This window comes from Mesorhizobium sp. LSHC412B00 (assembly GCF_000503035.1).
GTDB lineage: Bacteria > Pseudomonadota > Alphaproteobacteria > Rhizobiales > Rhizobiaceae > Mesorhizobium.
The window spans coordinates 91,707-118,438 of the sequence record NZ_AYWB01000005.1; the positions used below are offsets into that span (position 1 = coordinate 91,707).

Here is a 26,732-nt window from a genome sequence, read left to right on the forward strand (position 1 = left end):
CCAATCACGAACGTCGAAAGAAAGTGCCAGCTACCGAGCTTCCAATCTCCCCGGGAGATGCCCGGCAGGGCAGAGGGGGGCGCGAAGGATCGCTACCCCGGGCAAAATCGGCGGATCACCCCAGTTTCGCGTCGAGCGACACTTTGATGGCGCCGAGCGCCTTCGAAACCGGGCATTCGGCCTTGGCCTTCTCGGCCAATTCCTTGAACTTCGCCGCATCGATGCCCGGTACCTTGCCGATCAGGGTGATGGCGCTGCCGGTGATGCCGGTGCCGGGGACCAGCGTCACCACCGCCTTGGCGTCGAGTTCAGTGGCGGGCGTGCCGTTCTCGGCCAGGAAATGCGACAGCTGCATGGCGTAGCAGCCGGCGTGTGCCGCCGCGATCAACTCTTCGGGATTGGTGCCGGATTTGCCGCTCTCGTCCTCGAAGCGAGCCTTGAACGAATAGGGCGTGCCCTTCAAGGTGCCGCTCTGGCTGTCGAGGGTGCCCTTGCCTTCCTTCAGATTGCCTTTCCAGACGGCGTTTGCGGTGCGGTCCATAAAATTCTCCTTGATTACAGCGACAGCGCCGGCCACGCGGCGTTCCCTCCAACTATAGCGCGGCGGCAGGGGAAGACCACCGCGCTGTTTCGGCCGGATGCGACGCCGGCGTGCCCTGCGAATTTTTTCTGAAAAAATGTGCGTGCAAAAATGTCGACTTGCATCGGCGCCGGCCGTCCTGCGAGCGTCCACGGATTCTCGTGGCGGATGGAGATCCAAGATGAACAATCTGTTTTCTGCCCATTGGAACGACGCCGACAAAAGCGCGCGTCTACGCGAGATCGAGTGCTCGCGATCTTCCGGCTTCGGCCGGCTGCTCGCTGCGGTCGCCGTGATCGGCATTGCGGTCTGCGTGCTCGACCACGCTGCTGCCGGCAAGGATGCCGCCGGCACCGTGATCGCCTATGGGTCGTCACAGCAAGGGAGCTGGAAATGAAATATGTCTGTCTGGTCTACGGCGAGGAAAAGGACCTCCATGCCATGACGCCGGAGCGTCTGGCCAAGCTCGACGCCGATTCGATGGCCTATGACCGGTCATTGGACCAGCAAGGCAAGCTGATCATCGCGCAGGCGCTGCAATCGGTGCAGACGTCGAAGACGGTGCGGCGGCGCCAAGGCAAGCGGCTGATCACTGACGGTCCGTTTGCCGAAACCAAGGAGCAATTGCTCGGTTTCGTCATGATCGAGGCCGACGGTCTCGAACAGGCGCTGGCGATCGCAGGCGAGATTCCGCTGGCCGAAATCGGCACGATCGAGGTCAGGGCGATCTACGACGTGCCGGGGTCGTAGGCGGCGGCGAGGTCATGCAGGCCGGCGGATCATATCCGCCGCCTTCTCGGCGATCATCACCACTGGCGAGGCGGTGTTGCCGGAGACGATGCGCGGCATGATCGAGGCGTCGACGACGCGCAGGCCCTCGACACCGGTGACGCGCAGGTCCGGGCTGACGACGGCGCGGTCGTCGACACCCATCCGGCAGGTGCCGACCGGGTGGAAGATGGTCGTGGCGATCGAGCCGATCTGGTGCAGCAGGTCATCATCGGACTGGTGGGTGAGGCCCGGCAGGATCTCCTCCGGTCGGAAACCGGCAAGCGCCTTGGCGGTCATGATGCTGCGCGCCTGGCGCACCGAACGCAGCGCGATCTCGCGGTCGCGCACCGTCGAGAGATAGTTCAGCCGGATTTCCGGCTGCACGGCCAGGTCGCGCGTCGTGGCGTGCACCGAGCCGACGCTCTCGGGCCGCAGATTGCAGACCGACATGGTGATTGCCGGGAACGGGTGCAGCGGGTCGCCCAGCCGGTCGGTAGACAAGGGCTGGACGTGGTACTCCAGGTCCGGCGTCGCCATCGACGGATCGGATTTCGAGAACATGCCGAACTGGCTCGGCGCCATCGACATCGGTCCCGAGCGGCCAAAGGCATATTGCAGTGCGATCTTCGCCTTGCCGCTCAGGCTGTTGGCTAGCGTGTTGAGCGTCAGCGCCGACGACACTTTGTAGACAGTGCGGATCTGCAGATGGTCCTGCAGGTTCTCGCCGACACCGGGGCTGGCGTGAACCACATCGATGCCGAGCGCGGCGAGGCGGTCCGGCTGGCCGACACCGGAAAGCTCCAACAGTTTCGGCGTGTTGATCGAGCCGGCCGTCAGCAGCACCTCGCTCCTGGCCTTTGCCTCGATGGCTTGGGCGCCGAGGCAGTAGCGGACGCCTACGGCCCGCTTACCCTCGAACATCACCGTCTCGGCATGCGCGTTGACGACCAGCCGAAGGTTGGGCCGTCGTAGCGCCGGGCGCAGGAAGGCCTTGGCGGTGTTCCAGCGCACGCCCTTGCTCTGGTTCACCTCGAAGAAGCCCGACCCCTCATTGTCGCCGTCGTTGAAATCCTCGCGCGGCATGATGCCGAATTCCTTGGCCGCCTCCTGCACGGTGTTCAGGATCGGCCAGGACAGGCGTTGCCGCGCCACTTTCCATTCGCCGCCGGAACCGTGCAGCTCGGTCTTGCCGCCATGATGGTCCTCGGATTTGAGGAAATAGGGCAGCACATCGTCCCAGCCCCAGCCGACATTGCCCATCTGCCGCCAGCCATCATAGTCCGCCGCCTGTCCCCGCATGTAGATCATGCCGTTGACCGAAGTGCAGCCGCCCAGCACCTTGCCGCGGGGATAGACCAGCGAGCGGCCGTTCAGGCCGGCTTCGGGGGCAGTCTTCATCATCCAGTCGGTGCGCGGATTGCCGATGCAATAGAGATAGCCGACCGGGATATGCACCCAGTGATAATTGTCGCTGCCGCCGGCCTCGAGCAGCAGCACGCGCGTCGCCGGGTTTTCGCTCAGCCGATTGGCCAGCACGCAGCCCGCCGTGCCTGCGCCGACGATGATGTAGTCGTAGTCGCCATCGAGCCGTTGGGTCATTGCGGTGGTTTACTCGGCGGTGTTCTACTCGGTTCTGCGGCCTGTTCGGCCCAGAACGATCGCAGCGTATCGGCAAGGCCGCAATAGGCGCGATAACGCCTGTTGTAATGGTCCTGCATGGCCGGGTTCGGACGGTAGGCGGCGCTTGACCGGGTCATGGCGTCGACGCCGGCCTCATAGTCGGCGAACAGGCCGGCCGCGACCCCGGCGCCGATCGCCGCGCCAAGTGCGCCGGTCTCGCGTGCTTCAGGGACGGTGATCGGCACGCCAAGCCCGTCGGCGAAGATCTGCGGCCAGTGCTCGCTGCGCGAACCGCCGCCGGACAGGACCGCTTTGTCGAAGCTGACACCGGCGTCCTTCAGAACATTGATGTGGCGCCGGTGCTCGAACATCACGCCCTCGAACAGCGCGCGCAGCATATGGCCTTCCTTGTGCCAGCCGGCAAGGCCGTAGAAGCCGGCACGGTATTCCGCCCCTTGCCCGGAGCCGTAGAGAAACGGGTGGAACATCGGATCGTCCCAGGCCGGCGTCACCGCGCCGACAGCCGCATTGCAGTGGCCGAACGGATCGTCATGATGGGCACCGCGCTCGATGCGAAGTCAGCGTTATCGCTAAGCGGTTGCATCATTAGTGCCCGTGACGAGCGACCTGAACCCAGGACGCCCGATCTCGGCGTCTGGATGATTAGGGGGCCAGCTCTGTTTTCTCATCAGATACAATTCTTGCGTGTTGAAGCAACGCCGGAGTTCTCCTATCGTCGCCGCAATTTTCGGGGGAATTCGACATGCCTTTCCTGATTGCTATTCTCGGCGTGCTGGGAGCCGGGGCGTTCTGGTGGTATCGTATGAAGGCTATGAACGAAGCCGCGCGCGAGGTCGCCGACGTCGTCGGCCGCGTCCAGGGCAACATAAGGCGCAAGAAGCTGCGCAAGCAGGCGGCGCTGTCGCCGCTGACGGCGATCGACGATCCGGTGGTGGCGGCAGCAACGCTGATCATGGCAATCGCGGCGGAGCATGGTCCGATCCTGCCGAAGCGCGAAACGGTTATCCGCGAGGTGATCTCGCAGATTGCGGACAACCAGAAGAAGACCGATGAAGCCGTCGTCTACGCCAAATGGGCCGCGGCGCAGATCGACGACACGACGATCGTCATCGACAAGCTGGCGCCCTTCCTGCGCGAGCGCCTCGATCCGCATGAGCGCGAAGACCTGCTGCAGATGCTGGATCGTGTTGCCAAGAGCGGCGAGCAGAGTTTCAAGGTCGCCGACCAACGCATGCTGCGACTGCGGCAGAAGCTGGGGTTTGAGGTCAACTGAGAAACAGCCCGGGCGCATGTCATTCTGGATAGCGAGCGTGGTAGGATCGGCTGCCGCTTACCTTATCGGCTCTACGCCTGCCGGCTATCTGGCGGGGAAACTGCTTAAGGGCATCGATATCCGGGAGCACGGCTCCAAGTCCACCGGTGCGACAAATGTATTGCGCACACTCGGGAAATGGCCAGCATTGGTGGTGCTTCTGGTGGACGTGCTGAAAGGGGCGGCAGCGGTCATCTTTGCCCGTTGGTTTTGTTTCTGGTCTTCCGCAACGCCGCCGTCGGCAATATCTGATATGCCCGTTTGGGCTCCTTGGGTTGTATGCTTGGCCGGACTCGCTGTTTTGCTTGGGCATAGCCGTTCGATCTGGCTGAATTTCACCGGCGGCAAATCGGCTGCGACGGGGTTGGGTGTTTTGTTGGCGATGTCCTGGCCTGTGGGTCTAGGCGCGGCGACGGCATTTGCCGTGGTGTTGGCAGTTTCCCGAATTGTGTCCCTGAGTTCGATGCTGGCGGCGCTCACCGCGATCGCCCTCGTCGGCGGCATGGAACAACCATTGCCCTACCGGTTGCTGGTCATCGCCGGCGGCATCTACGTGATCGTGCGCCACCGCGCCAACATTGCGCGGCTGATGTCAGGAGCCGAGCCGCGTCTATGACAAAGCGGCACTCATTCCCGGCCTAAATCGCCTCACCCTTGAGCAGCCGTGGTGTGCCGTTGGACAACCCCGACGCCTGGCGGATGAAGAACTCCTTCAGCCTGGGCATCCGTTCGACAAGGCCGAGGCCTATGTCGCGGAGCTGGCGCAGCGGGCCGATGTCGTTGGAAAACAGCCGGTTCAGCACATCTGTGGTGACGCCCATCTGCACCGTGTCGAAGCGGCGCCATTGCTGGTAGCGCTCGAGCACGTCGAGCGCGCCGATATCCTGTCCCAAGCGATCGGCCTCGACCACCACTTCAGCAAGGGCCGCCACATCCTTGAAGCCGAGATTGAGGCCCTGGCCGGCGATCGGGTGGATGCCGTGCGCGGCGTCGCCGGCAAGCGCGATGCGCGGGGCGACAAAGGCGCGCGCGATGGTCAGGCCGAGCGGCCAGGCGCGCGGCTTGTCGGTGACGCGGATTTCGCCGAGCTTCAGGCCGAAGCGCAATTCAAGCTCCTGCTCGAAGACGAGGTCGTCGCCCGAGACCAGCTTTTCGGCATCCTCGGAACGTTCGACCCAGACCAGCGACGAACGGTTGGTGCCGTCCTCGGTCGGCTTGAGCGGCAGCGTTGCAAACGGGCCGGCCGGCAGAAAATGCTCTTCGGCGCGGCCATTGTGCGGGCGCTCATGCGCCACCGTGCAGACGATGCCGGACTGGCCATATTCCCATTTCACCGTCTTGATGCCGGCCATGTCGCGCAATTTGGAATTGACGCCGTCGGCGGCGACCAGCAGCCGCGCCTCAATCGCCGCGCCGTCGGCCAGATGCACGGTGATGCCGGCGCCATTGCCGTCGAACGATGCGACCGCGACACCTTCGATGATGTCGATGCCGAGCTTTTGCGCGCGGCGGCGCAAGGCGCTGTTCAGGTCCTTGTTGGCGACCATGTGGGCGAACGGTTCGCCCGGCGCGACCTCGCCATCGAAGGTGAGAAACACCGGACGCACCGGATCGGCGGTGCGCGAATCGGTGACGATCATCTCGGTGATCGCCTGCGATTGCCCGACGATTTCCTGCCAGACGCCGAGCTGGTCGAGCATGCGGCAGGCGGCGGCGGCGATCGCCGAGGCGCGGCGGTCCTTCTGCCAGACGCCGGCGGGGGCAGCATCAACGACCGCCACGGCGAGGCCCGGCCGCGCCTGTTTCAGCGACACGGCGGCGGCGAGGCCGACATAGCCGGCGCCAGCGACCAGCACGTCGAGCGGGGTTTTTGCGTCCGGGTTGCGGTTCGCCATGTCAATTCCTTTCGAAGTCTCGACCATCCCCGCCCACTGGGGCATTCCGGCCTTGACTGCCCGCCATTCCTGTCGGAAACCGCCATAGCATCTTACGGCGAGGTCACGAAGCATGACGGCGGCCATGGACGAGCTTCTCAGCATTCTCGACCTCGAGCAGCTGGAACACAATCTGTACCGTGGTCGCAGCCCCAAGCTCGACTGGCAGCGCGTTTTCGGCGGCCAGACCATCGCCCAGGCGCTGGTCGCCGCGCAGCGCACCGTCGAGCCCGAGCGCCACGTGCATTCGCTGCACGGCTATTTCATGCGGCCCGGCGACACCAAGGTGCCGATCGTCTACGAGGTCGACCGCATCCGCGATGGCGGCTCCTTCACCACGCGGCGCGTGGTGGCGATCCAGCACGGCCAGGCGATCTTTTCGCTGGAAGCCTCGTTCCAGCAGGACGAGGTTGGCCTTGAGCATCAGCTGCCGATGCCGCGCGACGTGCCGCCGCCCGACAGCCTGTTGTCGCAGCGCGAATTGCTGGGCAAGTTCGGCGAGGCGGTGCCGGACGGCATCAAGCGCTACTGGGAGCGTGACCGGCCGATCGAGATGAAGCCGGTGATGCTGAAGCATTACACCAGCCGCGAAAAGCTGGAGCCGCAGCAGAACATCTGGATCCGCACCACCGGCCCGGTGCCGGCCGACCGCGGCATCCAGGCGGCGGTGCTTGCTTACCTCTCCGACATGACGCTGCTCGACACCTCGACCTTTGCGCACGGCCGCGCCATTTTCGACCGCGACATCCAGGCGGCGAGCCTCGACCATGCGATGTGGTTCCATCGCAGCCATCCGCTCGATGACTGGATCCTGTACACGCAGGACAGCCCGTCGACGCAGGGGTCGCGCGGCTTCACCCGCGGCTCGCTGTTTGCCCGCGACGGCACCCTGATCGCCTCGGTTGCCCAGGAAGGCCTGATCCGGCTGAAGCGGCCGCCTGCGGAATAGGCATTTTCGAAAAATTGCCTACTTTTTAATCAGTGACTGTCCGTTGACAGTGCGCACCGTGGCGCCGGGACTCGAGCGATCCGTTTATTTACAATGAGTTAACACCCTGCTTCCGCAACTGGCACGGAGCTTGAATCCTGTTGGGCACTCTCCGGGCTTTTTGGGATCGGTGAAGGTGTGCAAACGCGGGGGACCGCAACAGCAAAGGGTGAAACCTTATGAAAATCGTGATGGCAATCATCAAGCCGTTCAAGCTCGACGAGGTGCGCGAAGCGCTCACCGCCGTCGGCATCCAGGGCCTGACCGTCACCGAAGTCAAAGGCTACGGGCGTCAGAAGGGACACACGGAAATCTATCGCGGGGCGGAATACGCGGTCAGTTTCCTGCCGAAGATCAAGATCGAAGTCGCGGTTAGCACAGACCTGGTCGACAAGGCCGTCGAAGCCATCACGGCGGCGGCCAAGACCGGCCAGATCGGCGACGGCAAGATCTTCGTCTTCGGCATCGATCAGGCGGTGCGCATCCGTACCGGCGAAACAGACACCGACGCACTTTGAGCGGCGAACACGTATTCCAATGGAGAGTTCAATGAATATACCTTCCACCTTGAAGTCAGTGGCGCGCTCCGCGCTGCTGGGCTCCTTAGCGCTCGGAGCATTGGGCACGGTTGCTGCCTTCGCGCAGGAGGCGGCTCCCGCCGTCGCGGCGGCAGCGCCAGCAGCGCCGGCTTTTACCGTCGACAAGGGCGACACCACGTGGATGATGATTTCCACCGTGCTGGTGCTGTTGATGACCATTCCCGGCCTTGCGCTTTTCTACGGCGGCCTGGTTCGTACCAAGAACATGCTGTCGGTGCTGATGCAGGTCTTCACCATCACCAGCGTGGTCATGATCATCTGGGTCTTCTACGGCTACAGCCTCGCCTTCACCCCGGGCAACGCCTTCGTCGGCGGCCTTTCGAAGATGTTTCTCTCCGGCGTCAACGTATCGTCGCTTTCGGAAACCTTCAGCAAGGGCGTCGCCATTCCTGAACTGGTGTTCGTCGTCTTCCAGATGACCTTCGCCTGCATCACGCCCGCCCTGATCGTCGGCGCATTCGCCGAACGCGTCAAATTCTCCGCCTTGATCCTTTTTGTTATCCTATGGGTGACGTTAATCTACTTCCCGATCGCGCACATGGTCTGGTTCTGGGGCGGCCCGAGCGCCTATGCCGACCCGTCCGGCCTGATCTTCAGCTTCGGCGCCATCGACTTCGCCGGCGGCACGGTCGTTCACATCAATGCGGGCATTGCCGGTCTCGTCGGCGCGCTGATGATCGGCAAGCGCATCGGCTACAAGAAGGACATCATGGCGCCGCACTCGATGACGCTGACCATGGTCGGCGCTTCATTGCTGTGGGTCGGCTGGTTCGGCTTCAACGCCGGTTCGAACCTCGAAGCGAACGCCTATGCGGTGCTGGCGATGATCAACACCTTCGTCGCCACGGCGGCGGCGGCAGTGGCCTGGATCGTGCTTGAATCGCTGCTGCGCGGCAAAGCCTCCATGCTCGGCGCTGTTTCGGGCGCGGTCACCGGCCTCGTCGCGATTACGCCGGCTGCAGGTTTTGCCGGCCCGATGGGCGCTATCGTGCTTGGCATCGTTGCCACCTTCGTCTGCTACTTCTTCGTCTCGGTGGTGAAGAACACGTTCGACTATGATGACAGCCTCGATGTCTTCGGCGTCCACTGCGTCGGTGGCATCATCGGTGCGCTAGGCACTGGCATTCTGGTCAATCCCGCCCTCGGCGGCGCCGGCATCGTCGACTATTCGACGGCCGACTTCGCCGCCGGCTATGCCGGCACGGCCACGCAGCTGCTGGCGCAGGGCAAAGGCGTCCTGGTAACCCTGCTGTGGTCGGGCATCGGCAGCGCAATCCTCTACAAGGTCGTCGACTTGATCATCGGTCTGCGTCCGACAGCCGACGCCGAGCGCGAAGGCCTCGACCTGACTTCGCATGGCGAAGCGGCCTACCACTCGTAAGCCTTGCGGGGCGGCCTCGGCCGCCCCGCATTCTCCCATCCCGTCGTGACGCTCCCGAAAGGAGTTCACGCTTTGAGGCCCGGGTCATTCCGGGCCTCTCTTTTTGGCAACCGTGCTGGCAGGCCTCGGTCCCTGCGCAATCACGTTCTAGTGATGGCCGCCGGCGGGGAGACGTCGACCGGATTGGTTCCGAACTATTGAGACTGCCTACAGTGGAGTGAGCAAGATCGTGGCTCTGGGTGCGTATAGTTAATGCGGCCTTAACCTTCCCCCCGATAGTCTGACATCCGAATCTGCCGGAGTGCGTCATGCGCCCGGCCAGTCCATGACAGACGGGGAACGAAGCATGCGTTCAGGGGCTTCAGCACCGCTCGCGCTGACCGATACGGGGCACGGCATCCAGGCATTCGCGCGGCGCCAGGTCGGGCGGCTGGTCGGCGCCGGCCTGTTTGCGCTGGTCGCCTTTGGCGTCGCGGCGCTGGCGACCTGGAACGTCGCCGATCCCAGCTTCTCGCACGCCACCGCCAACATCGTCACCAACGCCATGGGTTATGCGGGCGCGGTATTCTCCGACCTCGCCATGCAGTTCTTCGGCCTTGCCGCGGTCGCCGCCCTGGTGCCGGCGGTGATCTGGGGCTTTCTCCTGTTTTCGGCGCGCGGCGTCGACAGGCTGCCGAAGCGCGGCCTTGCCTGGTTCGGCTTCGCGCTGCTCGCGGCGGCGATGGCCGGCTGCGTGGTGCCGCCCAAGACGTGGCCGTTGCCGACCGGCCTCGGCGGTGTGTTCGGCGACATGGTGCTCAATATTCCGGGCGTGGTCATTGGCGGCTACCCGACCGGCATCGTTGCCAGCATCATTGCCATGGTGCTCATTGCGCCGGCGCTGTGGCTGTTTGCCTATGGCTCGGCGCTGATTGCGCGCAAGAACGGCTTTGCCGTCATGGAGCGCACCGCGGAGCCCGATCCCCGAGAGGACGACCTGCTCTTCGACGAAGACGAGGACGAGGGCGACGAGGGGATACTGGCGCTCGGCGCCGTTACCCACTGGTGGCTGTCTTTCCGCGCCTGGATGCATCGCCGGGCTGTGCGCCGCCAGCAGGAGCGCGACGAGTTCAAGCCGGAGATGGAGCAGCGCTCCACCGCATGGCGCCGCGCCGCCGAACGGGTCGAATCGGCGGAATTCGCCGAAGCGCGGATGAGCCCGGATGGCCGCGCCCGCGTCGAGCCGGAATTCTTCGCCGCCATGGTCAATGACCGCAGCGTTTCCGTCGATCCGGACGATGACGACGTCCTCGATGCCGGTTTCGACAATGGCGACGAGGAGGTCGAACTCGACGACGAGCCGGTCCAGCGCCGTGCCGCGCCGAACGCCAAGGTGCAAAACTTCCGGTCAGATGCGGCGACCCGCGTCGCCGCACCTGCGCCGCGTCCCGCTCCCGGCGCGCGCGTCCAGCGCGAGGCGCAGACCTCGCTGATCGGCTCGGAAACATTCGAAATGCCGTCGCTGCATTTCCTGTCGGAGCCGAAGAACGTGGTGCGCGACGCCAGCCTGTCCAAGGACGCGCTGGAGCAGAATGCGCGCCTGCTCGAAGGCGTTCTGGAGGATTTCGGCGTCAAGGGCGAGATTATCGCGGTACGGCCCGGCCCGGTGGTCACGCTCTATGAGTTGGAGCCGGCGCCCGGCATCAAATCGTCGCGCGTCATCGGCCTGTCCGACGACATCGCCCGCTCGATGAGCGCCATTGCCTGCCGCGTCGCCGTGGTGCCCGGCCGCAACGCCATCGGCATCGAATTGCCGAATGCCAAGCGCGAGACCGTCTATCTCCGGGAGATCCTGGCCAGCCGCGATTTCGAGACGACCAAGTCCAAGCTGGCGCTGGCGCTGGGCAAGACCATCAATGGCGAGGCGGTGATCGTCGACATCGCCAAGATGCCGCATGTGCTGGTCGCCGGCACCACCGGCTCCGGCAAGTCCGTCGCCATCAACACCATGATCCTGTCGCTGCTCTACAAGCTCACGCCGCAGGACTGCCGGCTGATCATGATCGACCCGAAGATGCTGGAACTTTCGGTCTATGACGGCATCCCGCACCTTCTGACGCCGGTGGTCACCGACCCGAAGAAGGCGGTGGTGGCGTTGAAATGGACCGTGCGCGAGATGGAGGACCGCTACCGCAAGATGTCCAAGGTCGGCGTGCGCAACATCGACGGCTTCAACGCGCGCGTGCAGTTGGCTGAAAAGAAGGGCGAAAAAATCTCGCGCACCGTGCAGACCGGCTTCGACCGCCAGACCGGCGAGGCGATCTACGAGACCGAGAACCTCGATCTCGAGCCAATGCCCTACATAGTGGTCATCATCGACGAGATGGCCGATTTGATGATGGTCGCCGGCAAGGACATCGAAGGCGCGGTGCAGCGCCTGGCACAAATGGCGCGCGCGGCCGGCATCCATGTCATCATGGCGACGCAGCGTCCGTCGGTCGACGTCATCACCGGCACCATCAAGGCCAATTTCCCGACCCGTATCTCCTTTCAGGTGACGTCGAAGATCGACAGCCGCACCATTCTGGGCGAGCAGGGCGCAGAGCAGCTGCTCGGTATGGGCGACATGCTGTACATGGCCGGCGGCGGCCGCATCCAGCGCGTGCACGGCCCGTTCGTCGCCGACGACGAGGTCGAGAAGATCGTCGCCCATCTGAAGCTGCAGGGCGTGCCCGAATATCTCGACGCCATCACCGAGGATGACGGCGAGGACGATGACGAGCCGTCGGGCAAGGGCGGCGCTGGTGGTGGCGGCAACAGCAATTTCGAGGATTCCGACGATCCCTACGACCAGGCGGTCTCGGTCGTGCTGCGCGACGGCAAGGCGTCGACCAGCTATATCCAGCGCCGGCTCGGCATCGGCTACAACCGCGCCGCCTCGATCATCGAGAAGATGGAGAAGGAAGGCATTGTCGGCCCGGCCAACCATGCCGGCAAACGCGAAATCCTGGTGCCGACCGAGGACGACAAGTTCTGATCAGCCGATACGGCCCGGCGGCAACCTTGAACCTTTTGGCGCGTTACAGCGACTGAGCGCTGTCCGGCCCGCCAAACTTAAGTCTAACTGGGGGTCCACGGACTGCAACGAGACACACACCACACGAGAGTGACCGGCATGAAAAACGATCTTTCCGCGATCAGCGATTTCGCTCCAAACCGTCGCCAGTTGCTCGGCCTTGGCCTGATGCTTGCCGGCGCCGCGGCCATCAACGTCGTGCCGGGGTTCCAGCTCCTGGCCTCGGCGCAGGCGGCGGTGCCGCCGACGGCGCAAAAGATCGCCGACCATTTCTCCTCGGTCAAATCGATGAGCGGCGAGTTCGTCCAGTTCGGCCCCAACAACCAGCAGACCGGCGGCAAGTTCTTCCTTGAGCGGCCAGGCAAGATTCGCTTCAACTATGACGGCAAGTCGAATTTCCGGGTGATTTCCGACGGCAAGTCGGTGGTAATCCTCAACAAGCGGCTGAAAACGTCCGATCTCTATCCGTTGTCGAAGACGCCGCTGAAGCTGTTGCTCGACACCAAGATCGACCTCTCGGGGGGCCGCGTGAAATCGATCAAGGAAGAGAGCGACCTCACCACCATCCAGCTTGCCGACAAGTCGGTGTTCGGCAATTCGAAGATCACCATGATGTTCGATCCGAAATCCTATGATCTGCGCCAGTGGACCATCACCGACGCGCAGGGCAAGGACACCACGGTGATGATCTACAACACCAAGGAAGGCGTCAGCTTCCCTGCGGACACCTTTGCCATCGACTATGCGGCGAACCGCGAGCTGAACACCAACCAGCGCTAGATGCGGTGAGGCCGGCCTGCCAATGGCGATCTCCTGCGCTTCCGGTGCTCACGTGGTTTAAGTACGCTCCGCTCCGGTTCTCGGAGACCGCCATTCGACTCGGCCTGACCTGAATCAGAGCCGCCGCCCGCAAAGGCTGGCTTGTGTTTGTGGCGCTAGGCTGGCAGTAGATCGGCGACCTTGTTCGGACCGCCGCATGCCCTTCTCCATCGCCACCTGGAACATCAACTCCGTGCGCCTGCGCATGCCGATCGTCGAGCGGCTGCTGACGGAGCAGGCGCCCGATGTGCTTTGCCTGCAGGAGACGAAGGTTCCCGACGAGCTGTTTCCGGAAAAGGCGTTCCGCAAGGCCGGCTACGAGCACATCGCATTCCATGGCCAGAAGGGCTATCACGGCGTTGCGACGGTGGCGCGGCGGCCGATCGAGATTGTCGAGAAACGGCGCTTCTGCGAGATCGATGACAGCCGGCATCTGTCGGTCAAGGTGCAGGCCGGCGGCAAGGCAATCCTGGTCCACAATTTCTACGTGCCGGCCGGCGGCGACGAGCCCGATCCGGAGATCAACCGCAAGTTCCGCCACAAGCTCGATTTCGTTGCCGAGATGAACGCCATCCGCGCCGCGCATGACGAGGTGTCGGCCTCGATCCTGGTCGGCGACCTCAACATCGCGCCGCAGGAGCACGATGTCTGGTCGCACAAGCAATTGCTCAACGTCGTCAGCCACACGCCGGTCGAGACGCATAATTTCGACGCGATGCGGATCGCCGGCGACTGGGTCGACCTGATGCGGCTCGACGTGCCGCCAGAGCAGAAGCTCTACACCTGGTGGAGCTATCGCGCGCGGGACTGGGAAGCCTCGAACCGCGGCCGCCGGCTCGACCATGTCTGGTCGTCACCGAACCTGGTGCCGAGCTTTGCCGGCTATGAGATCCTGCGAGAGGCGCGTGGCTGGGAGCGGCCCTCGGACCATGTGCCGGTGATTGCGCGGTTCGACCTGGATTAGGCGGGCCGATATTCAGGTGAGGCCGGCCTGCAAATGGCCGATACCTGCGCTTCCGGTGCTCGCGTACTTTGAGTACGCTCCGCTCCGGTTCTCGGTATCAGCCATTTTCGACTCGGCCTGACCTGAATCTCGACACACCCAAGCGTGAGCGCGGTCGCGGGGACCTACCCGCCAAACCTTGGCGCCAGCTTCTCGATGCGGGCGATCATGGCCTGGAAATCATCGAGGATGCGCTGGTGCAGTTTCACCGCCACCTCGGGATATTCCTCCAGGATGCGGCGAAACATCTTGCGGCTCAACCTTATCACTTCCGAATCGGTCTCGGCCGAGGCGCTGGTCAGCCGTCTTGAGTCGGCGATCAGCGCCAGTTCGCTGAGGATCGTGCCGGGGCCGGCGGTGCCGATCGGGATGCGGTCGCCGTCATGCTCGCGGTAGAGCACGATGCGGCCACTGACCACGATATAGGCCGAGTCGGCTTCGTCATCCTCGCGGTACAGCTTGCGGTCGGCCTGCAGATGGGTGGCTTCGGCGCCGAAGGCGAGCAGGCGCAGCTGTTCCTGCGTGAAACCCTCAAAGAGCTTCACGGCGGACAGGATGCGGATGTCGTCATCCAGCGCCATCTCTAGCTGCGTCCCCGAACGGTCAGTCCAATCCCTCCCTTAGAGCGCCGCGTGTCCAATTGAACGCGCAAAGGACGCTCTAACACTTCAATCTGCGCAGCGGGCCGATCCAGGCTCCCCCAGCCGGATCCTCCCCGAAACAGTCCCGCCCCGACCGCTTATTGAACAATGAAAAGTTTAAGGAACCAGCTTGTAGCCGCCGCTTTCTGTCACAAGAATTTCAGCATTGGAAGGATCGCGCTCGATCTTCTGGCGCAGCCGGTAGACGTGAGTTTCCAGCGTGTGCGTGGTGACGCCGGAATTGTAGCCCCACACTTCCTCGAGCAGGACGTCGCGCGTCACCACCTTCTGGTCGGCTCGATAGAGATATTTGATGATCGAGGCTTCCTTCTCGGTCAGCCGCACCTTGCCGCCGCGCTGGTCGATCAGAAGCTTCTGGCTGGGCTTGAACGTGTAGGGCCCGACCGAAAAGGTGGCGTCTTCGCTCTGCTCGTGCTGGCGCAGTTGTGCGCGTATGCGGGCGAGCAGCACGGCGAAGCGGAACGGCTTGGTGACATAGTCGTTGGCGCCGGCCTCGAGGCCCAGAATCGTGTCGGAATCGGTATCGTGGCCGGTCAGCATGATGATCGGGGCCTTGTAGCCGCCCTTGCGCAGGATCTTCACCGCCTCGCGGCCATCCATGTCGGGCAGCCCGACGTCCATGATGAGCAGGTCGATGAGCCCGCCGCGCGCCGCGGCGACGCCTTTGGCGGCGGTCGCTTCCTGCAAGACGTCGAATTCTTCGTAAAGGGCCAGTTGCTCGACGAGGGTTCCGCGCAGGTCGTCATCGTCGTCAACGATCAGAATGGTACGTGATGTCATGGATCAATCCATTGTTTTGAAAAGAATTTTCAGTTGACCGCCCCCCATTTATGCGGAAGCTGACCGGCGCAACAGTCCGATCACAGTGATTTGTTCCGTGACACGATCATACAAGAAAAAACGCGATCGCAATGCAGCCGGCGCAATTTTGCCGAAAGGGCTGCGTGTGCTGGTGGTTCGGGCGAGGCCGGGCAACCCCAGCCAGGGGATATTGCAGGCCGGCAGCAAGGTGTTTGCCTGCGCGCTCGGAGGCGGCGGCATCTCAGCCAACAAGCGCGAAGGCGACGGTGCGACGCCGCTTGGCGAGATGCGGATTTTGTCAGGATATTTTCGGGGCGATCATTTCGCGGCCGGCCGCAAAACCCGGCTGGCGATGGCGCCGATCGGCGCCGATCTCGGCTGGTGCGAGGTGCCGGACGACCGCAACTACAACCGGCCGGTGAAAATCCCCTATGGCGCCAGCCATGAGCGAATGCGGCGCGACGACCGCCTCTATGACGCCTGCCTGGTGCTCGACTGGAACATGGCGCCGCGCCGGCGCGGCCGCGGCAGCGCCATCTTCTTCCATCTGGCGCGCCCAGGCTTCACACCGACGCAAGGCTGCGTGGCGGTGACGGCGCGGACAATGGCGCGGCTGTTGCCGCTGGTGTCGGACCGGACGGTGGTGAGGGTGGTGAGGTAGGGAGTAGGGAGTAGGGAGTAGGGAGTAGGGAGTAGGGAGTAGGGAGTAGGGAGTAGGGAGTAGGGAGTAGGGAGTAGGGAGTAGGATGGCCTCGGCGTCGTTTCAATCCTTCACTACTCACTACTCACTACTCACTACTCACCATTGCCTAACGCCTTCTCGGCTTCTGCCACCCAGTGTCCAGCAATCCAAGCCGGCCGAGTTCCCGGTCCACGGCCCGCGTCACGTCCTTGCGCTGCGCGCCGACATCGCGCAGTTGGCGATCCGAAAGGTCCTCCACGTCCTGGCGCGGCAGGTTGATGGCGACTTTCGCCTGGCGAAGCCAGTCCGTTACGGCATGCAACCAGTTCGAGCGAGCTGCTGGCGAGTTCAAAACGAAGATGGACATGATGCGCTCCGTGTTCCGCCGGATATCAAATCCGGCTTGATGGTGTTTCGATGGATGCATCATGCCGCATTGAAATCCATAAGAGAAACGAGTAGTTCTTTTCGGACCGTCAAGTTTTATTTGAGGATACGGTGATGTCCCGTCTGTTGCCCGGAACGCGCGCGCTGAGGACTCTGGAAGCCGCCGCCCGCCACCTCAATTTCACCCGCGCTGCCGACGAGCTCGGGCTGACGCCGGCGGCGGTCAGCCACCAGATCAAGGAAATCGAGGATCAGCTCGGGCTGGTGCTGTTCACGCGAACCAGTCGTACCATCCGGTTGACCGAGGCAGGTACGGTGCTGTTCGAGGCCTCGATCGATGCGCTCGACCTGCTCAACCGGGCGGTGTCGCGGGCGCGCAAGCTGACGCGCGGCACGGCATTGCTGAAGGTGACGCTCGACGCGCAGTTCGCGTCAAAATGGCTGATGCGGCGCGTCGACGATTTTCGCAAACTTCAGCCCAGTATCGAGCTGAGGTTCGACATCGGCTACGAAGTGCGCGATTTCGAACTCGACGACGTCGATGTCGGCATCCGGTTCGGGGTTGGCAAGTATCCGGGGCTTCGCGCCCATCGCCTGTTCGACAACATCCTCATTCCGGTGTGCAGCCCGAGCCTGCTGACCTCCGGCCCGCCGCTGCGCGAACCGCGCGACCTCTTCAACCACACGCTGGCCCATATCGAATGGTCGCGCCAAGGCGTGACATGGCCGAACTGGCGCATGTGGATGGCGGCGGCCGGCATCAACGATTTCGACGACAGCCGGACTATCGTGTTTGGAACCTCTACCGATGCCGTGCAGGCGGCGCTCGACGGCAATGCCGTGGCGCTCGCCGAGTTCGCCATGGTGGCAAACGACCTTTCCCAGGGAAGGCTGGTGCAGCCCTTTGAACTCGGTCTGCGCGTGGGGCCGGAGTTCGGCTACTTCCTGGTCTATCCCGAGAGCACTGCCAACGATCCGCGCATCATCGCTTTCCGTGAATGGATCCTCGACGAAGTCGCCAGGACGCAGACCTGACGACTTCTGCAGGCCTCAGCCGGCGACCGGCGTCCCGAACCAGCCGATCACCGCGCCGATGATCAACAGCACGCCGAGCCAGTGGCCGCCGTCGATCAGGGTCAGGTCCCAGCCGAAATTCTCATAGCGATGGTTGGCCGTCAGCGTCGTGGCGACGAAACCCAGCCAGAGGACGAAGCCGAAGACCAGCCCTGCGACAAGGACCGGCTCGCCGCCCGTCATCGCGCCGACGACCAAGGCCAAGACCAGCGCCATGATCAGCTCGGCGATGAAGGAGATGATGAAGGGCAATATTGATTTCTTTGACGTTGACGGATCGATCCTGGCCGCCCTCATCCAAGGCTTGCTGAGGACCGTGTACCAGACCGCGCCAAACAGCCACGCCGCGACGGCCGCGACAACCACCGCCAGCCAGTTCACCACTGAAAAATCCATGAAGTCCTCCCCTCAAGCATGCAGCCCAAAGCCTGACGGTTCTGGGATAACGACATGCGTATTCTTCAAATCAATGCGCGATGGAACGCCTGTTCGGCAATGCCGTCAAGCGAAGCGCCACACCGTGGTGCGCTTGACCAGGGCGTCCTCCAGCGCCCGCGTCACCGCCACTTCGTAGACTGCGAGCGGCTCCAGTCCCGCCTTCGGCATGTAGGAGCGGCCCGGATCGCCGACGAGGATGTCAGCGCCGCGCGCCTTCAGTGTCGAAAACCACGGCATCAGCGTGTCGGCGAAGGATTTGTCGTAGAAGACGTCGCCGGCCAGCACCACGTCCCAGCCGGCGTCGGTGCCGATGCAGTCCGTGCCGCAAAAGTCGATGGCAACGCCATTGGCCTCTGCGTTGAGGCGGACCGCCGTTTCGCAGAACGGGTCGATGTCGGCGGCGATCACCTGCGCCGCACCCGCCTTGGCGGCGGCGATGGCGACAAGGCCGGAGCCGGAGGCGAAGTCGAGCACGCGTTTGCCCCGCACATCCGACGGATTGTCCAGCACGTAACGGGCAAGGCCCTGACCGCCGGCCCAGGCAAAGGCCCAGAACGGCGGCGGCAGGCCGATTTCAATCAGCTCGTTCTCCGTGCGCTGCCAGAGGTCATGCGCTTCGTCGGCAAGATTGAGGACAATCTCCGGCACATGCGGCGGCGACATAAGCGCCGTGTTGTCGAGAATGAACTTTTTCGCGCTGTTCGGCGTGAGGACCGTCACGGAGCCGGCGTCAGGCCGCCCATGCGGCAGACTTCCTTCCATTCGGCCGGCGTCACCGGCTGTACGGAAAGCCGTCCAAGCCGCACCAGCGCCATCTCGGCAAGCTTCGGATTGGCCTTGACCTGCTCCAGCGTCGGCGGGTTCGGCACGTCCTTGAAGGCGCGGATGTCGACGCATTCCCAGCGCGGATCGTCGGTGGTGCTGTCGGGGTGGGCAAGCCCGCAGACTTCGGCAATGCCGACGACGTTCAGCCCTTCATTGGAGTGATAGAAGAAGCCGAGATCGCCGATCTGCATCGCCTTCATGTTGTTGCGCGCTGCATAGTTGCGCACGCCGTCCCACTGCGTGCCGGCCTTGCCCTTGGCCTTCAGCGCCTCGAAGGAGAAGACCGAAGGTTCGGATTTGAACAGCCAGTAGTTCATGTCTTTGCTCCAACTACTATTTTTTGCGCAATTCCGGACGGAAAACCGTTCCACACTTTTCCTGGGATCGCTCTAGGCGCCGTCGGAACTAACTAGCCGCCGGCTTGTTGAAGGTCCAGTTCCACTGGCGGATTTCGACACTTTCGAACAGCCCGGCCTTGGCATAGGGGTCGGCAGCCGACAGCGCCTGCGCACCCGCGAGGTCGGGCGCTTCCACGACGACGAGGCTGCCATTGGGCTTGCCCTCGGCGTCGAGGAACGGGCCGGCAAAGGCCAGTTTGTTGTCGGCGTTCAGGCGTTCGAGAAAGGCGACGTGGACCGGCCGCGTATCGACCCGCACCTGCAGGCTGCCCGGCTTGTCCTTGCAAATCAACGCAAACAGCATGTGAAACTCCGGTTTGTTTGGGGATCAGAGGTCGGTTTCGGTTTTCAGGGGTCGCGTCATCAGCGCGGACACAGCCTGCCGAATGGTGATCGTGCCGTCCAGTATCGCCGACACCGCAGCGATGATCGGCGCGTCGATGTGGCGCTCGGTGGCGATGCGGGCGGCGATCGCCGCCGTCGGCACGCCTTCGGCGAGCGGCAGTCCGGACAAGGGCTTACCTTGCCCCAGCGCCAGCCCATAGGCGAAATTGCGCGACTGGGCCGAAGAGCAGGTGAGCAAAAGGTCGCCGAGGCCGGAAAGCCCCATCAGCGTCTCCGGCTTGGCGCCGAAGGACGCGCCGATGCGGCGCAGTTCGACGAAGCCGCGTGTCACCATGGCGGCCTGCGCGCTGGCGCCGAGCCTAGCGCCGGTGACGGCGCCAGCGGCAATGGCGAACACATTCTTCAAAGCACCGCCGATCTCGACGCCGATCAAATCGTCGCTGGAATAGCAGCGCAGATTCTGCGCCGAAAAGCGCGAGGCAAGCTCGGCCGCCAAGGCGTCGTCGCGTGCAGCAACCACGACAGCGGTCGGCAGACCCCTGGCGACGTCGGCGGCAAAGCTGGGACCGGACAGGGCCGAAACCGGAGTTTCGGGCAGAATCTCATCAACGATCGCCGACAGCAGCGCGCCGGTGTCGCGCTCAATGCCTTTGGCGCAGAGAACCAGCGGGATGCCTTTCGGCATATGGGGCTTTGCCGTCGTCAGCATGGCGCGCAGCGCCTGCGCCGGCGCCACGGCCAGCGCGCAATCGGCATCGGTCAGGGCCGTGCCGATATCGCTCGTCGCCGCAATGCCTGTTTCAATGGCGATGCCGGGGAGATAACGCGGGTTCTCGCCGCGGCGGATCGCGGAAACCGTCTCTTCGTCGCGGGCGTAGAGCCGGACATCGTGACCGGCGCGCAGCATCGCCAGCGCTAGCGCCGTGCCCCAGGCGCCGCCGCCGAGCACGGCGACGCGCCAGCCGGTTCTGTCCCTGCCGCTTGTGTTGCCGGCGCTCATGCTTTTGCTCCGCGCCGGCCGGAGCCGACCATCGGGGCCGAAATGCTGTCCAGCGGCCAGCGCGAACGCGGCACGAAATCGAAGCCGTTCTCTTGCGACAGGCCTGCCCGCAACCGCTCGATGCCGGCCCAGGCGATCATCGCCGCGTTGTCGGTGCAAAGCTTCAGCGGCGGCGCGACAAAGGCGAAGCCGGCCTCGGCGCACTGCTTCTGCAGCGTCGCCTTGATCGCTCTGTTGGCGGCGACGCCACCGGCAACGACCAGCGCCGGCTCGGCCTTGTCCGGAAATTCGTCACGGAAGCGGGCCAGCGCGCGGGCCACGCGGTCGCCAAGTGCGTCGGCTACCGCCGCCTGGAACGAGGCGCAGATGTCGGCGACATCCTGCTCGCTTAGCGGCTGGATGGCGGTCGCCGCCTGGCGCACGGCGGTCTTGAGGCCGGAGAAGGAGAAATCGGGCTGCGCCGAGCCCCTCATCGGCCGCGGAAAGGCAAAGCGCGTCGCATCGCCCGACATTGCCGCCTTTTCGACGTTCGGGCCGCCGGGATAGGGCAGGCCGAGCATTTTGGCCGTCTTGTCGAAAGCTTCGCCGAGCGCGTCGTCGATGGTCGTCGCCCAGCGCTGGTAGTCGCCAACGCCGCGCACGGCGACGATCTGGGTGTGGCCGCCGGAAACCAGCAGCAGCAAATAGGGAAAGTCGAGCCCGTCGGTCAGCCTTGCGGTCAGTGCGTGGCCTTCGAGATGGTTGATGGCGATCAGCGGCTTGCCGGCGGCCGCTGCAATCGCCTTGGCCGTCATCAGGCCGACGATCAGCCCGCCGACCAGGCCGGGGCCGCCAGTGGCGGCAATGGCGTCGATGTCGGCCAGGGCTACGCCCGAATCCGCAAGAGCGGCCTCGACAATGCCGTCCAGCGCCTCGACATGGGCGCGCGCGGCGATCTCCGGCACGACGCCGCCGAAGGCGGCGTGCTCCTCGATCTGGCTGAGCACGATGTTGGACGCAATCACCGGCACGGAATCGCCTTCCAGCGTCACCACGCTGGCGGCGGTCTCGTCGCAACTCGTCTCAATGCCCAGAACGCGGATCAATTCGTCGCTGTCTCCAGAGATTGTGTCGCCGGACTTTCCTAGTTAGAGGGAGTGCCGGAAACGCAAAGCCAGCCGGGGGTTATCACGGACCGCGCGCCATGCAAACTTTGAAAATCGGAACACGCGGCAGCCCGCTGGCGCTCGCCCAGGCGCATGAAACGCAGGCGCGGCTGATGGAAGCGCACGGCATGCCGGCGGAAGCCTTCGAGGTCGTCGTCATTTCGACCAGCGGCGACCGCATCCAGGACCGGCCGCTGTCGGAAGCCGGCGGCAAGGGCCTGTTCACCAAGGAAATCGAAGAGGCGCTGCTGGCCGGCACGATCGATATCGCCGTGCATTCCTCCAAGGATATGCCGACAGTGCTGCCGGACGGGCTGGAGCTGTCCGCCTTCCTGCCGCGCGAGGATGCGCGGGACGCCTTCATCGGAAAGGCGGTGAAGCGCATTGTTGATTTGCCGCAAGGCGCCAAGGTCGGGTCGTCTTCGCTCAGGCGCCAGGCGCTGATCCGGCGCATGCGGCCGGACCTAGGCGTGGTCATGTTCCGCGGCAATGTGCAGACCAGGCTGCGCAAGCTGGAGGAAGGCGTCGCCGAAGGCACGATCCTCGCCTATGCCGGGCTGAAGCGGCTCGGGCTCGGCCATGTCGTCGCCGACCTGATGCCGCTCGATGCTTTTCCGCCGGCGCCGGGACAAGGCGCAATCGGCATCGAAACCCGCATCGGCGACAGCGAGGTCGAACAGATGCTGGTGGCCATCCATGATGTGCCGACAGGCCAGGCGCTGGCCTGTGAGCGCGCCTTCCTGGCGGCGCTCGACGGCTCCTGCCGCACGCCGATCGCCGGCTATGCGACGATATCGGGCGGCAGGCTGGTTTTCGCCGGGCTGATCATTTCGCCCGATGGCACGCAATCGCATGAGGTCAAGGCCGAAGGCTTGGCGCTGGATGCCGCTGACATCGGCACGGACGCGGCCAGGATGGTGCGGGTCAAAGCGGGCGAAACCTTCTTCGACGGCTGGGTCTGATATGCGTGTCCTGGTGACGCGGCCGCAACCCGGGGCGTCGCGAACCATGCGGCGGCTGCAGGAATTGGGATTTGAGCCGCTCCTTCTGCCGCTGACCGAAACGGTGACACTGCCGGTTGGCGCCGATGCTGCGAGCGACAATGCCGTGGCCGTCGCTGTGACCAGCGCCAATGCGGTGCGGCATGCGCCGAAAGAACTCATTCGTGCGCTCGCCGCCTTGCCTTGCCATGCCGTCGGACGCAGGACGGCTGAAGCGGCACGTTCGGCAGGGTTCTTGTCGGTCAGCGAAGGGGCGGGCGACGCCGAGCGGCTGGCCGAGGCGATTGCTGCCGGCCTTTCCGGCAAGGCGGTCGTCTATCTCACAGGGCGCGTGCGGTTTCCGGCCTTCGAGGCGCGGCTGCGAAAGGCCGGCGTCGAGGTCCGCACCGTCGAAACCTACGACACGATTTCGCTCGATTATTCCGATGCTGAAATCCGTGCACGCCTGTCCCATCAGGCGGTCGACGCGATGCTGCTCTATTCAGCCAAGGCGGCGGCAGCGTTGCAGGCCTTGACCGACCGGGCGGGGCTGCGCGATCTCTTTGAAAACATGCAGGTTTTTGCGCTCTCCGAGCGCGTGGCAGCGGCGTTTGACAATGCCGCCGGCAAAAAAATACGCATTGCGCGGGAACCGCAGGAGGAGGCGCTGCTTGAGCTGTTGCACCGCGGCGACTGAGCGCCGTGTCATCACGCCGCCCCTTTTCACCTGATGATGATGTGCTAGACCATTTTTCAAACCATCACGCGCCGTCGGGCGCCCAGATGAAGCAGGATTGCGGAGCCCAGGCATGGTCAAGACGCCGAAGATGCGACATTCGAAAAGCCACCGCGAGCCGGTGACCATCGAACTCGAACCCGGCGCTGTCTCGCGCATTGCCGATGCGGATGCCGCCAAGACGGATGTCGCCAACTCGGACGACGTCGAGGCCCCGGCAGGGTCGGTTGCGGCCGAGGATGCCGCTGCCATGGCCAATGCGCAGCCGGAGACGCCTGACGAGCCCGTTCATGCCGATCAGGCCGATCTCGAGCCGTGGGAGCACTCCGATGCCGCGGCGCAGGCCGCTCCCGAAAGCGCCGATGCGAAGGCGTCCACCCAGGCGGAGCAGCCTTACCCCACCGCTTCGGATGCGCCACCGCGCGCCAGAACCTCCGACTACAGTTTCGAGGATGCCTCGCCCAAGCCGGGTGCACCCAAGGAAACCCCAAGGACAGCCGGGAACCAGCCCATGGCCGCGCAACCGAAGCGCACGAACGGCATTGCCGCCGGCATCATCGGCGGTGTCATCGCGCTGGCTGCCGCCGGGGGGCTGCAGTTTGCCGGCGTGCTTGGCGCTCCGGGCTCAGGGGCGGGCACGGTCTCGCTCGACGGCGTCAATGGCGAGATCGCTTCGCTGAAGCGCGAAATCGCCGACCTCAGGGAAGCCAGCGGCAATGGCGCCGCAACGGCCAAGGTCGACGGGCTGTCTTCGGCGCTGGATCAGGTCAAGGCCGATGTCGCATCGCTGAAATCGGCGGTCGAAAGGGGCGGCGCCGGCGACAATGCCGGGCTTGCCTCGCTTGGCTACAAGGTCAAGCAGATCGAGACCGCGGTCGCCGCCCTTGGCCAGGCCGGTGGTGCAGCGCCCGTCGATCTCGCGCCGCTCAATGAAAGACTGGCGGGCCTCGACGCACTGGTGAAATCGGCCGGTGAGGCAGCCAAGACGCAGGAAGGCAAGATCGCCGCGCTGGAGCAGTCGGTGACGCAGCTCGCCGGCAAGGTCGATGCGCAGGCCTCGCAGCCAAAGATCGCGATGGCCATCGCCGCTTCGGCCTTGAAGGCGGCGCTTGACCGCGGCGCGCCGTTCGCCGCCGAGTTGGAGACCTTCGCAGCGATCTCGCCCGATGCACCGCAGATTGCGGCGCTGCGCCCCTACGCTGAAAAGGGCGTCCCGACCCGCACCGAGATCGCCGGCGAGGCCGACGCTGCGGCCAATGCGATGGTCGCGGCGGCGACGCCGGTCGATGAAAATGCCGGCTTCTTCCAGAACCTTTTGTCGAGCGCCGAATCGCTGGTCAAGGTCCGGCCGATCGGCGCCGTCGAAGGCGCCGGCGCGCCGGAAACCGTGGCGCGCATCGAAGTGGCGGTCAACCAGGGCGACTACGCCAAGGCGCTCAGCGAATACGCAACGCTGCCGGATGCGGTCAAGGCTGCCGGCGCCGACTTTGCCGGCAAACTGAAGGCGCGCATCGACGTCGAGACGCAGGTCGACGCGCTGATTGCAGGTGCGATGAAGGCATGAGGACGACACGATGATCCGCATTCTCATCTTTCTCGCCGCCGTCTTCGCGCTCGGCCTCGGCTTTGCCTGGCTGGCCGATCGTCCCGGCGAGATGGTCGTCACCTTCAACGGTTACCAATACCAGGTCAGCCTGATGGTGGCGGCGGTGGCGATCGTTGCCGTCGTCGCCGCGGTGATGATCGTCTGGTGGCTGATCAAGTCGCTGTGGAACAGCCCGTACACGATCTCGCGCTATTTCCGCGTCCGCCGCCGCGACCGCGGCTACCAGGCGCTGTCGACCGGCATGATCGCAGCCGGCGCCGGCGATGGCGCGCTGGCCCGCAAGAAGTCCAAGGAAGCCGCCAAACTGATCCGCTCCGACCAGGAGCCGCTGATCCAGCTGCTCGAAGCGCAAGCCTCGCTGCTCGAAGGCGACCATGAGGGCGCGCGCGAAAAATTCGAGGCCATGCTCGACGACCCCGAAATGCGGCTGCTTGGCCTGCGCGGGCTCTATCTCGAAGCCGAACGGCTCGGCGACCGCAACGCGGCGCGTCACTATGCCGGCCGCGCCGCTTCCGTCGCGCCGCAACTGGCTTGGGCCGCCGAATCGACGCTGGAGGATCTGACCGGACGCGGCGACTGGGACGGCGCGCTGAAGCTGGTGGAGGCGCAGAAGTCGACCAGGCAGATCGAACGCGACGCCGCCAATCGCCGCCGCGCCGTGCTGTTGACCGCCAAGGCGCAGGCGCTGACCGACAGCGACCCCAATGCAGCCAAGGCAGCCGCTCTCGAGGCAAACAAGCTCGCGCCCGATTTCGCGCCGGCCGCGGTTGCAGCCGCCAATCTTCTGTTCAAACAGAACGATGTGCGCAAAGGCTCGAAGATCCTTGAGGCAGCCTGGAAGGCTGAGCCGCATCCCGAGATCGCCGAGCTCTACACCCATGCAAGGCCGGGAGATGCCGTGGTCGATCGTCTCAACCGGGCGAAGAAGCTGCAGGAGCTGAAGCGCAACAATGCCGAATCGTCGATGACGGTGGCGCGCGCCGCGCTCGATGCGCAGGATTTTTCCACCGCCCGCCGCGAGGCGGAAGCGGCGATCCGCATGGATCGCCGGGAGGGCGCTTACCTGCTGCTGGCCGATATCGAGGAGGCAGAGACCGGCGACCAGGGCAAGATCAGGCAATTGCTGTCCAAGGCGGTCAGGGCGCCGCGCGATCCGGCCTGGGTCGCCGACGGCGTCGTCTCCGAACGCTGGGCGCCGGTATCGCCGGTCAGCGGCAAGCTCGACGCTTTCGCCTGGCGCGCACCGATGGAGCGGCTGGGCCAGCTCATCGACAGCCATGAAGACGAAGCCGATGTGCCGGTGCTTGCGGCACCTGCCAAACCGGCAAAGGAAGCCGAAGTGATCGATCATCCCGCCATCGCCAGGACGAGCAGCGAGGCGCCGATCGAGCCGAAGCCCGCTGTGGGCGATGACCAGGTCACGCCGGTCACCGCCGCCGCTTTCGCCGCAATACCAAACGACGCCGAACCCGTCGAACCTGCCGAGGAACTGGCGCGGCTGCCCGACGACCCCGGCGTCGACCCCGACGACGAAGCGGAGAAGTCACCGCGCCGCTTCCGCCTGTTTTGA

Annotated in this window: 28 protein-coding genes and 1 pseudogene; 16 read left to right on the forward strand and 13 right to left on the reverse strand. The window is 64.5% G+C overall.

From position 1 onward, the window contains the following. Nucleotides 1-115: 115 nt before the first annotated feature. Complete coding sequence (locus tag X757_RS153210; RefSeq protein ID WP_023726055.1) at nt 116-541, reverse strand: OsmC family protein; 426 nt, start codon at nt 539-541, stop codon at nt 116-118. Nucleotides 542-761: 220 nt separating this feature from the next. On the opposite strand from X757_RS153210, the gene X757_RS153205 reads away from it, so the two are divergent. Together X757_RS153205 and X757_RS153200 are read left to right on the forward strand one after the other, a co-directional pair. Next, nucleotides 762-977, forward strand: coding sequence for a hypothetical protein (locus X757_RS153205; RefSeq protein ID WP_023726056.1), 216 nt, complete (start codon nt 762-764; stop codon nt 975-977). Further along, nucleotides 974-1,330 (forward strand): YciI family protein, encoded by a 357-nt coding sequence (locus tag X757_RS153200; RefSeq protein WP_023726057.1) that lies wholly within the window; start codon nt 974-976, stop codon nt 1,328-1,330. Before X757_RS153205 ends, X757_RS153200 begins: the two co-directional genes overlap by 4 nt. A gap of 12 nt (nt 1,331-1,342) precedes the next feature. On the opposite strand, the gene X757_RS153195 is transcribed toward X757_RS153200, so the two are convergent. Together X757_RS153195 and X757_RS153190 are read right to left on the reverse strand one after the other, a co-directional pair. Next, entirely contained in the window at nt 1,343-2,950 is a 1,608-nt protein-coding gene (locus tag X757_RS153195; protein WP_023726058.1) for a GMC family oxidoreductase, read from the reverse strand. Further along, a pseudogene (locus X757_RS153190) lies at nt 2,947-3,537 on the reverse strand (FGGY-family carbohydrate kinase); the annotation flags it as partial. The pseudogene X757_RS153190 and the gene X757_RS153195, both read right to left, overlap by 4 nt. 197 nt (nt 3,538-3,734) lie before the next feature. Between X757_RS153190 and X757_RS153185 the strand changes: the two are divergent. Both X757_RS153185 and plsY read left to right on the forward strand, forming a co-directional pair. Then, entirely contained in the window at nt 3,735-4,265 is a 531-nt protein-coding gene (locus X757_RS153185) for a hypothetical protein (RefSeq protein WP_023698376.1), read from the forward strand. Between the two features lie 16 nt (nt 4,266-4,281). Then, nucleotides 4,282-4,920 carry a glycerol-3-phosphate 1-O-acyltransferase PlsY gene (gene plsY / locus X757_RS0133820; RefSeq protein ID WP_023670502.1) on the forward strand — a complete coding sequence of 213 codons (639 nt, stop codon included), beginning with the start codon at nt 4,282-4,284 and terminating at the stop codon, nt 4,918-4,920. A 22-nt stretch (nt 4,921-4,942) separates the two neighbouring features. Here the strand turns inward: plsY and X757_RS153180 are convergent, their stop codons facing one another. Further along, nucleotides 4,943-6,199 carry a ubiquinone biosynthesis hydroxylase gene (locus tag X757_RS153180; RefSeq protein ID WP_023726060.1) on the reverse strand — a complete coding sequence of 419 codons (1,257 nt, stop codon included), beginning with the start codon at nt 6,197-6,199 and terminating at the stop codon, nt 4,943-4,945. Between the two features lie 112 nt (nt 6,200-6,311). Between X757_RS153180 and tesB the strand changes: the two genes are divergently transcribed. The 6 genes from tesB to xth all read left to right on the forward strand — a co-directional run bounded on the left by tesB (nt 6,312) and on the right by xth (nt 14,044). Next, nucleotides 6,312-7,187 (forward strand): acyl-CoA thioesterase II, encoded by an 876-nt coding sequence (gene tesB / locus X757_RS153175; RefSeq protein ID WP_023687727.1) that lies wholly within the window; start codon nt 6,312-6,314, stop codon nt 7,185-7,187. A 218-nt stretch (nt 7,188-7,405) separates the two neighbouring features. After that, nucleotides 7,406-7,744, forward strand: coding sequence for a P-II family nitrogen regulator (locus X757_RS153170; RefSeq protein WP_023670499.1), 339 nt, complete (start codon nt 7,406-7,408; stop codon nt 7,742-7,744). Between the two features lie 13 nt (nt 7,745-7,757). Continuing rightward, nucleotides 7,758-9,206: an ammonium transporter gene (locus tag X757_RS153165; protein WP_373432834.1), complete on the forward strand. Its 1,449-nt coding sequence runs from the start codon at nt 7,758-7,760 to the stop codon at nt 9,204-9,206. A 346-nt stretch (nt 9,207-9,552) separates the two neighbouring features. Further along, a complete protein-coding gene (locus X757_RS153160) occupies nt 9,553-12,222 on the forward strand; it encodes a DNA translocase FtsK (RefSeq protein WP_023726062.1) in 2,670 nt (889 codons plus the stop codon). A 138-nt stretch (nt 12,223-12,360) separates the two neighbouring features. Then, nucleotides 12,361-13,041: an outer-membrane lipoprotein carrier protein LolA gene (locus tag X757_RS153155; RefSeq protein ID WP_023670496.1), complete on the forward strand. Its 681-nt coding sequence runs from the start codon at nt 12,361-12,363 to the stop codon at nt 13,039-13,041. A gap of 196 nt (nt 13,042-13,237) precedes the next feature. Beyond that, nucleotides 13,238-14,044 (forward strand): exodeoxyribonuclease III, encoded by an 807-nt coding sequence (gene xth / locus X757_RS153150; RefSeq protein ID WP_023726063.1) that lies wholly within the window; start codon nt 13,238-13,240, stop codon nt 14,042-14,044. Between the two features lie 164 nt (nt 14,045-14,208). Here xth and X757_RS153145 read toward each other — a convergent pair whose 3' ends face one another. Both X757_RS153145 and X757_RS153140 read right to left on the reverse strand, forming a co-directional pair. Beyond that, nucleotides 14,209-14,664: a cyclic nucleotide-binding domain-containing protein gene (locus X757_RS153145; protein WP_023670494.1), complete on the reverse strand. Its 456-nt coding sequence runs from the start codon at nt 14,662-14,664 to the stop codon at nt 14,209-14,211. Between the two features lie 177 nt (nt 14,665-14,841). Beyond that, nucleotides 14,842-15,525, reverse strand: a complete 684-nt coding sequence (locus X757_RS153140) for a response regulator transcription factor (protein ID WP_023670493.1) — start codon at nt 15,523-15,525, stop codon at nt 14,842-14,844. A 145-nt stretch (nt 15,526-15,670) separates the two neighbouring features. Between X757_RS153140 and X757_RS153135 the strand changes: the two genes are divergently transcribed. Further along, on the forward strand, nt 15,671-16,207 hold the full coding sequence (locus tag X757_RS153135) for a L,D-transpeptidase (RefSeq protein WP_198024401.1): 537 nt from the start codon (nt 15,671-15,673) through the stop codon (nt 16,205-16,207). A 148-nt stretch (nt 16,208-16,355) separates the two neighbouring features. On the opposite strand, the gene X757_RS153130 is transcribed toward X757_RS153135, so the two are convergent. Further along, nucleotides 16,356-16,595: a hypothetical protein gene (locus tag X757_RS153130; RefSeq protein ID WP_023670491.1), complete on the reverse strand. Its 240-nt coding sequence runs from the start codon at nt 16,593-16,595 to the stop codon at nt 16,356-16,358. Between the two features lie 134 nt (nt 16,596-16,729). Between X757_RS153130 and gcvA the strand changes: the two genes are divergently transcribed. Next, nucleotides 16,730-17,650, forward strand: coding sequence for a transcriptional regulator GcvA (gene gcvA, locus X757_RS153125; RefSeq protein WP_023683901.1), 921 nt, complete (start codon nt 16,730-16,732; stop codon nt 17,648-17,650). Between the two features lie 15 nt (nt 17,651-17,665). Here the strand turns inward: gcvA and X757_RS153120 are convergent, their stop codons facing one another. The 6 genes from X757_RS153120 to tsaD all read right to left on the reverse strand — a co-directional run bounded on the left by X757_RS153120 (nt 17,666) and on the right by tsaD (nt 21,777). Next, nucleotides 17,666-18,085 (reverse strand): DUF1761 domain-containing protein, encoded by a 420-nt coding sequence (locus tag X757_RS153120; RefSeq protein ID WP_023694478.1) that lies wholly within the window; start codon nt 18,083-18,085, stop codon nt 17,666-17,668. 105 nt (nt 18,086-18,190) lie between these two features. Beyond that, on the reverse strand, nt 18,191-18,889 hold the full coding sequence (locus tag X757_RS153115) for a methyltransferase (RefSeq protein WP_031251243.1): 699 nt from the start codon (nt 18,887-18,889) through the stop codon (nt 18,191-18,193). Then, nucleotides 18,844-19,269 carry an EVE domain-containing protein gene (locus X757_RS153110; RefSeq protein WP_023683904.1) on the reverse strand — a complete coding sequence of 142 codons (426 nt, stop codon included), beginning with the start codon at nt 19,267-19,269 and terminating at the stop codon, nt 18,844-18,846. Before X757_RS153110 ends, X757_RS153115 begins: the two co-directional genes overlap by 46 nt. Before the next feature lie 88 nt (nt 19,270-19,357). Then, nucleotides 19,358-19,654 (reverse strand): YciI-like protein, encoded by a 297-nt coding sequence (locus tag X757_RS153105; RefSeq protein WP_023687732.1) that lies wholly within the window; start codon nt 19,652-19,654, stop codon nt 19,358-19,360. Between the two features lie 24 nt (nt 19,655-19,678). Continuing rightward, nucleotides 19,679-20,695, reverse strand: a complete 1,017-nt coding sequence (locus tag X757_RS153100) for an NAD(P)H-dependent glycerol-3-phosphate dehydrogenase (RefSeq protein WP_023726066.1) — start codon at nt 20,693-20,695, stop codon at nt 19,679-19,681. Then, a complete protein-coding gene (tsaD, locus tag X757_RS153095; protein WP_196813837.1) occupies nt 20,692-21,777 on the reverse strand; it encodes a tRNA (adenosine(37)-N6)-threonylcarbamoyltransferase complex transferase subunit TsaD in 1,086 nt (361 codons plus the stop codon). The genes X757_RS153100 and tsaD overlap by 4 nt, the downstream gene beginning before the upstream one ends. Before the next feature lie 101 nt (nt 21,778-21,878). On the opposite strand from tsaD, the gene hemC reads away from it, so the two are divergent. The 4 genes from hemC (at nt 21,879) to X757_RS153075 (ending at nt 26,732) form a co-directional block, all read left to right on the forward strand. Next, nucleotides 21,879-22,802, forward strand: coding sequence for a hydroxymethylbilane synthase (gene hemC / locus X757_RS153090; protein WP_023726067.1), 924 nt, complete (start codon nt 21,879-21,881; stop codon nt 22,800-22,802). A 1-nt stretch (nt 22,803) separates the two neighbouring features. Continuing rightward, complete coding sequence (locus X757_RS153085) at nt 22,804-23,517, forward strand: uroporphyrinogen-III synthase (RefSeq protein ID WP_023726068.1); 714 nt, start codon at nt 22,804-22,806, stop codon at nt 23,515-23,517. A 112-nt stretch (nt 23,518-23,629) separates the two neighbouring features. Further along, entirely contained in the window at nt 23,630-25,120 is a 1,491-nt protein-coding gene (locus tag X757_RS153080; RefSeq protein ID WP_023726069.1) for a COG4223 family protein, read from the forward strand. A gap of 10 nt (nt 25,121-25,130) precedes the next feature. Continuing rightward, nucleotides 25,131-26,732, forward strand: coding sequence for a heme biosynthesis protein HemY (locus tag X757_RS153075; protein ID WP_023726070.1), 1,602 nt, complete (start codon nt 25,131-25,133; stop codon nt 26,730-26,732).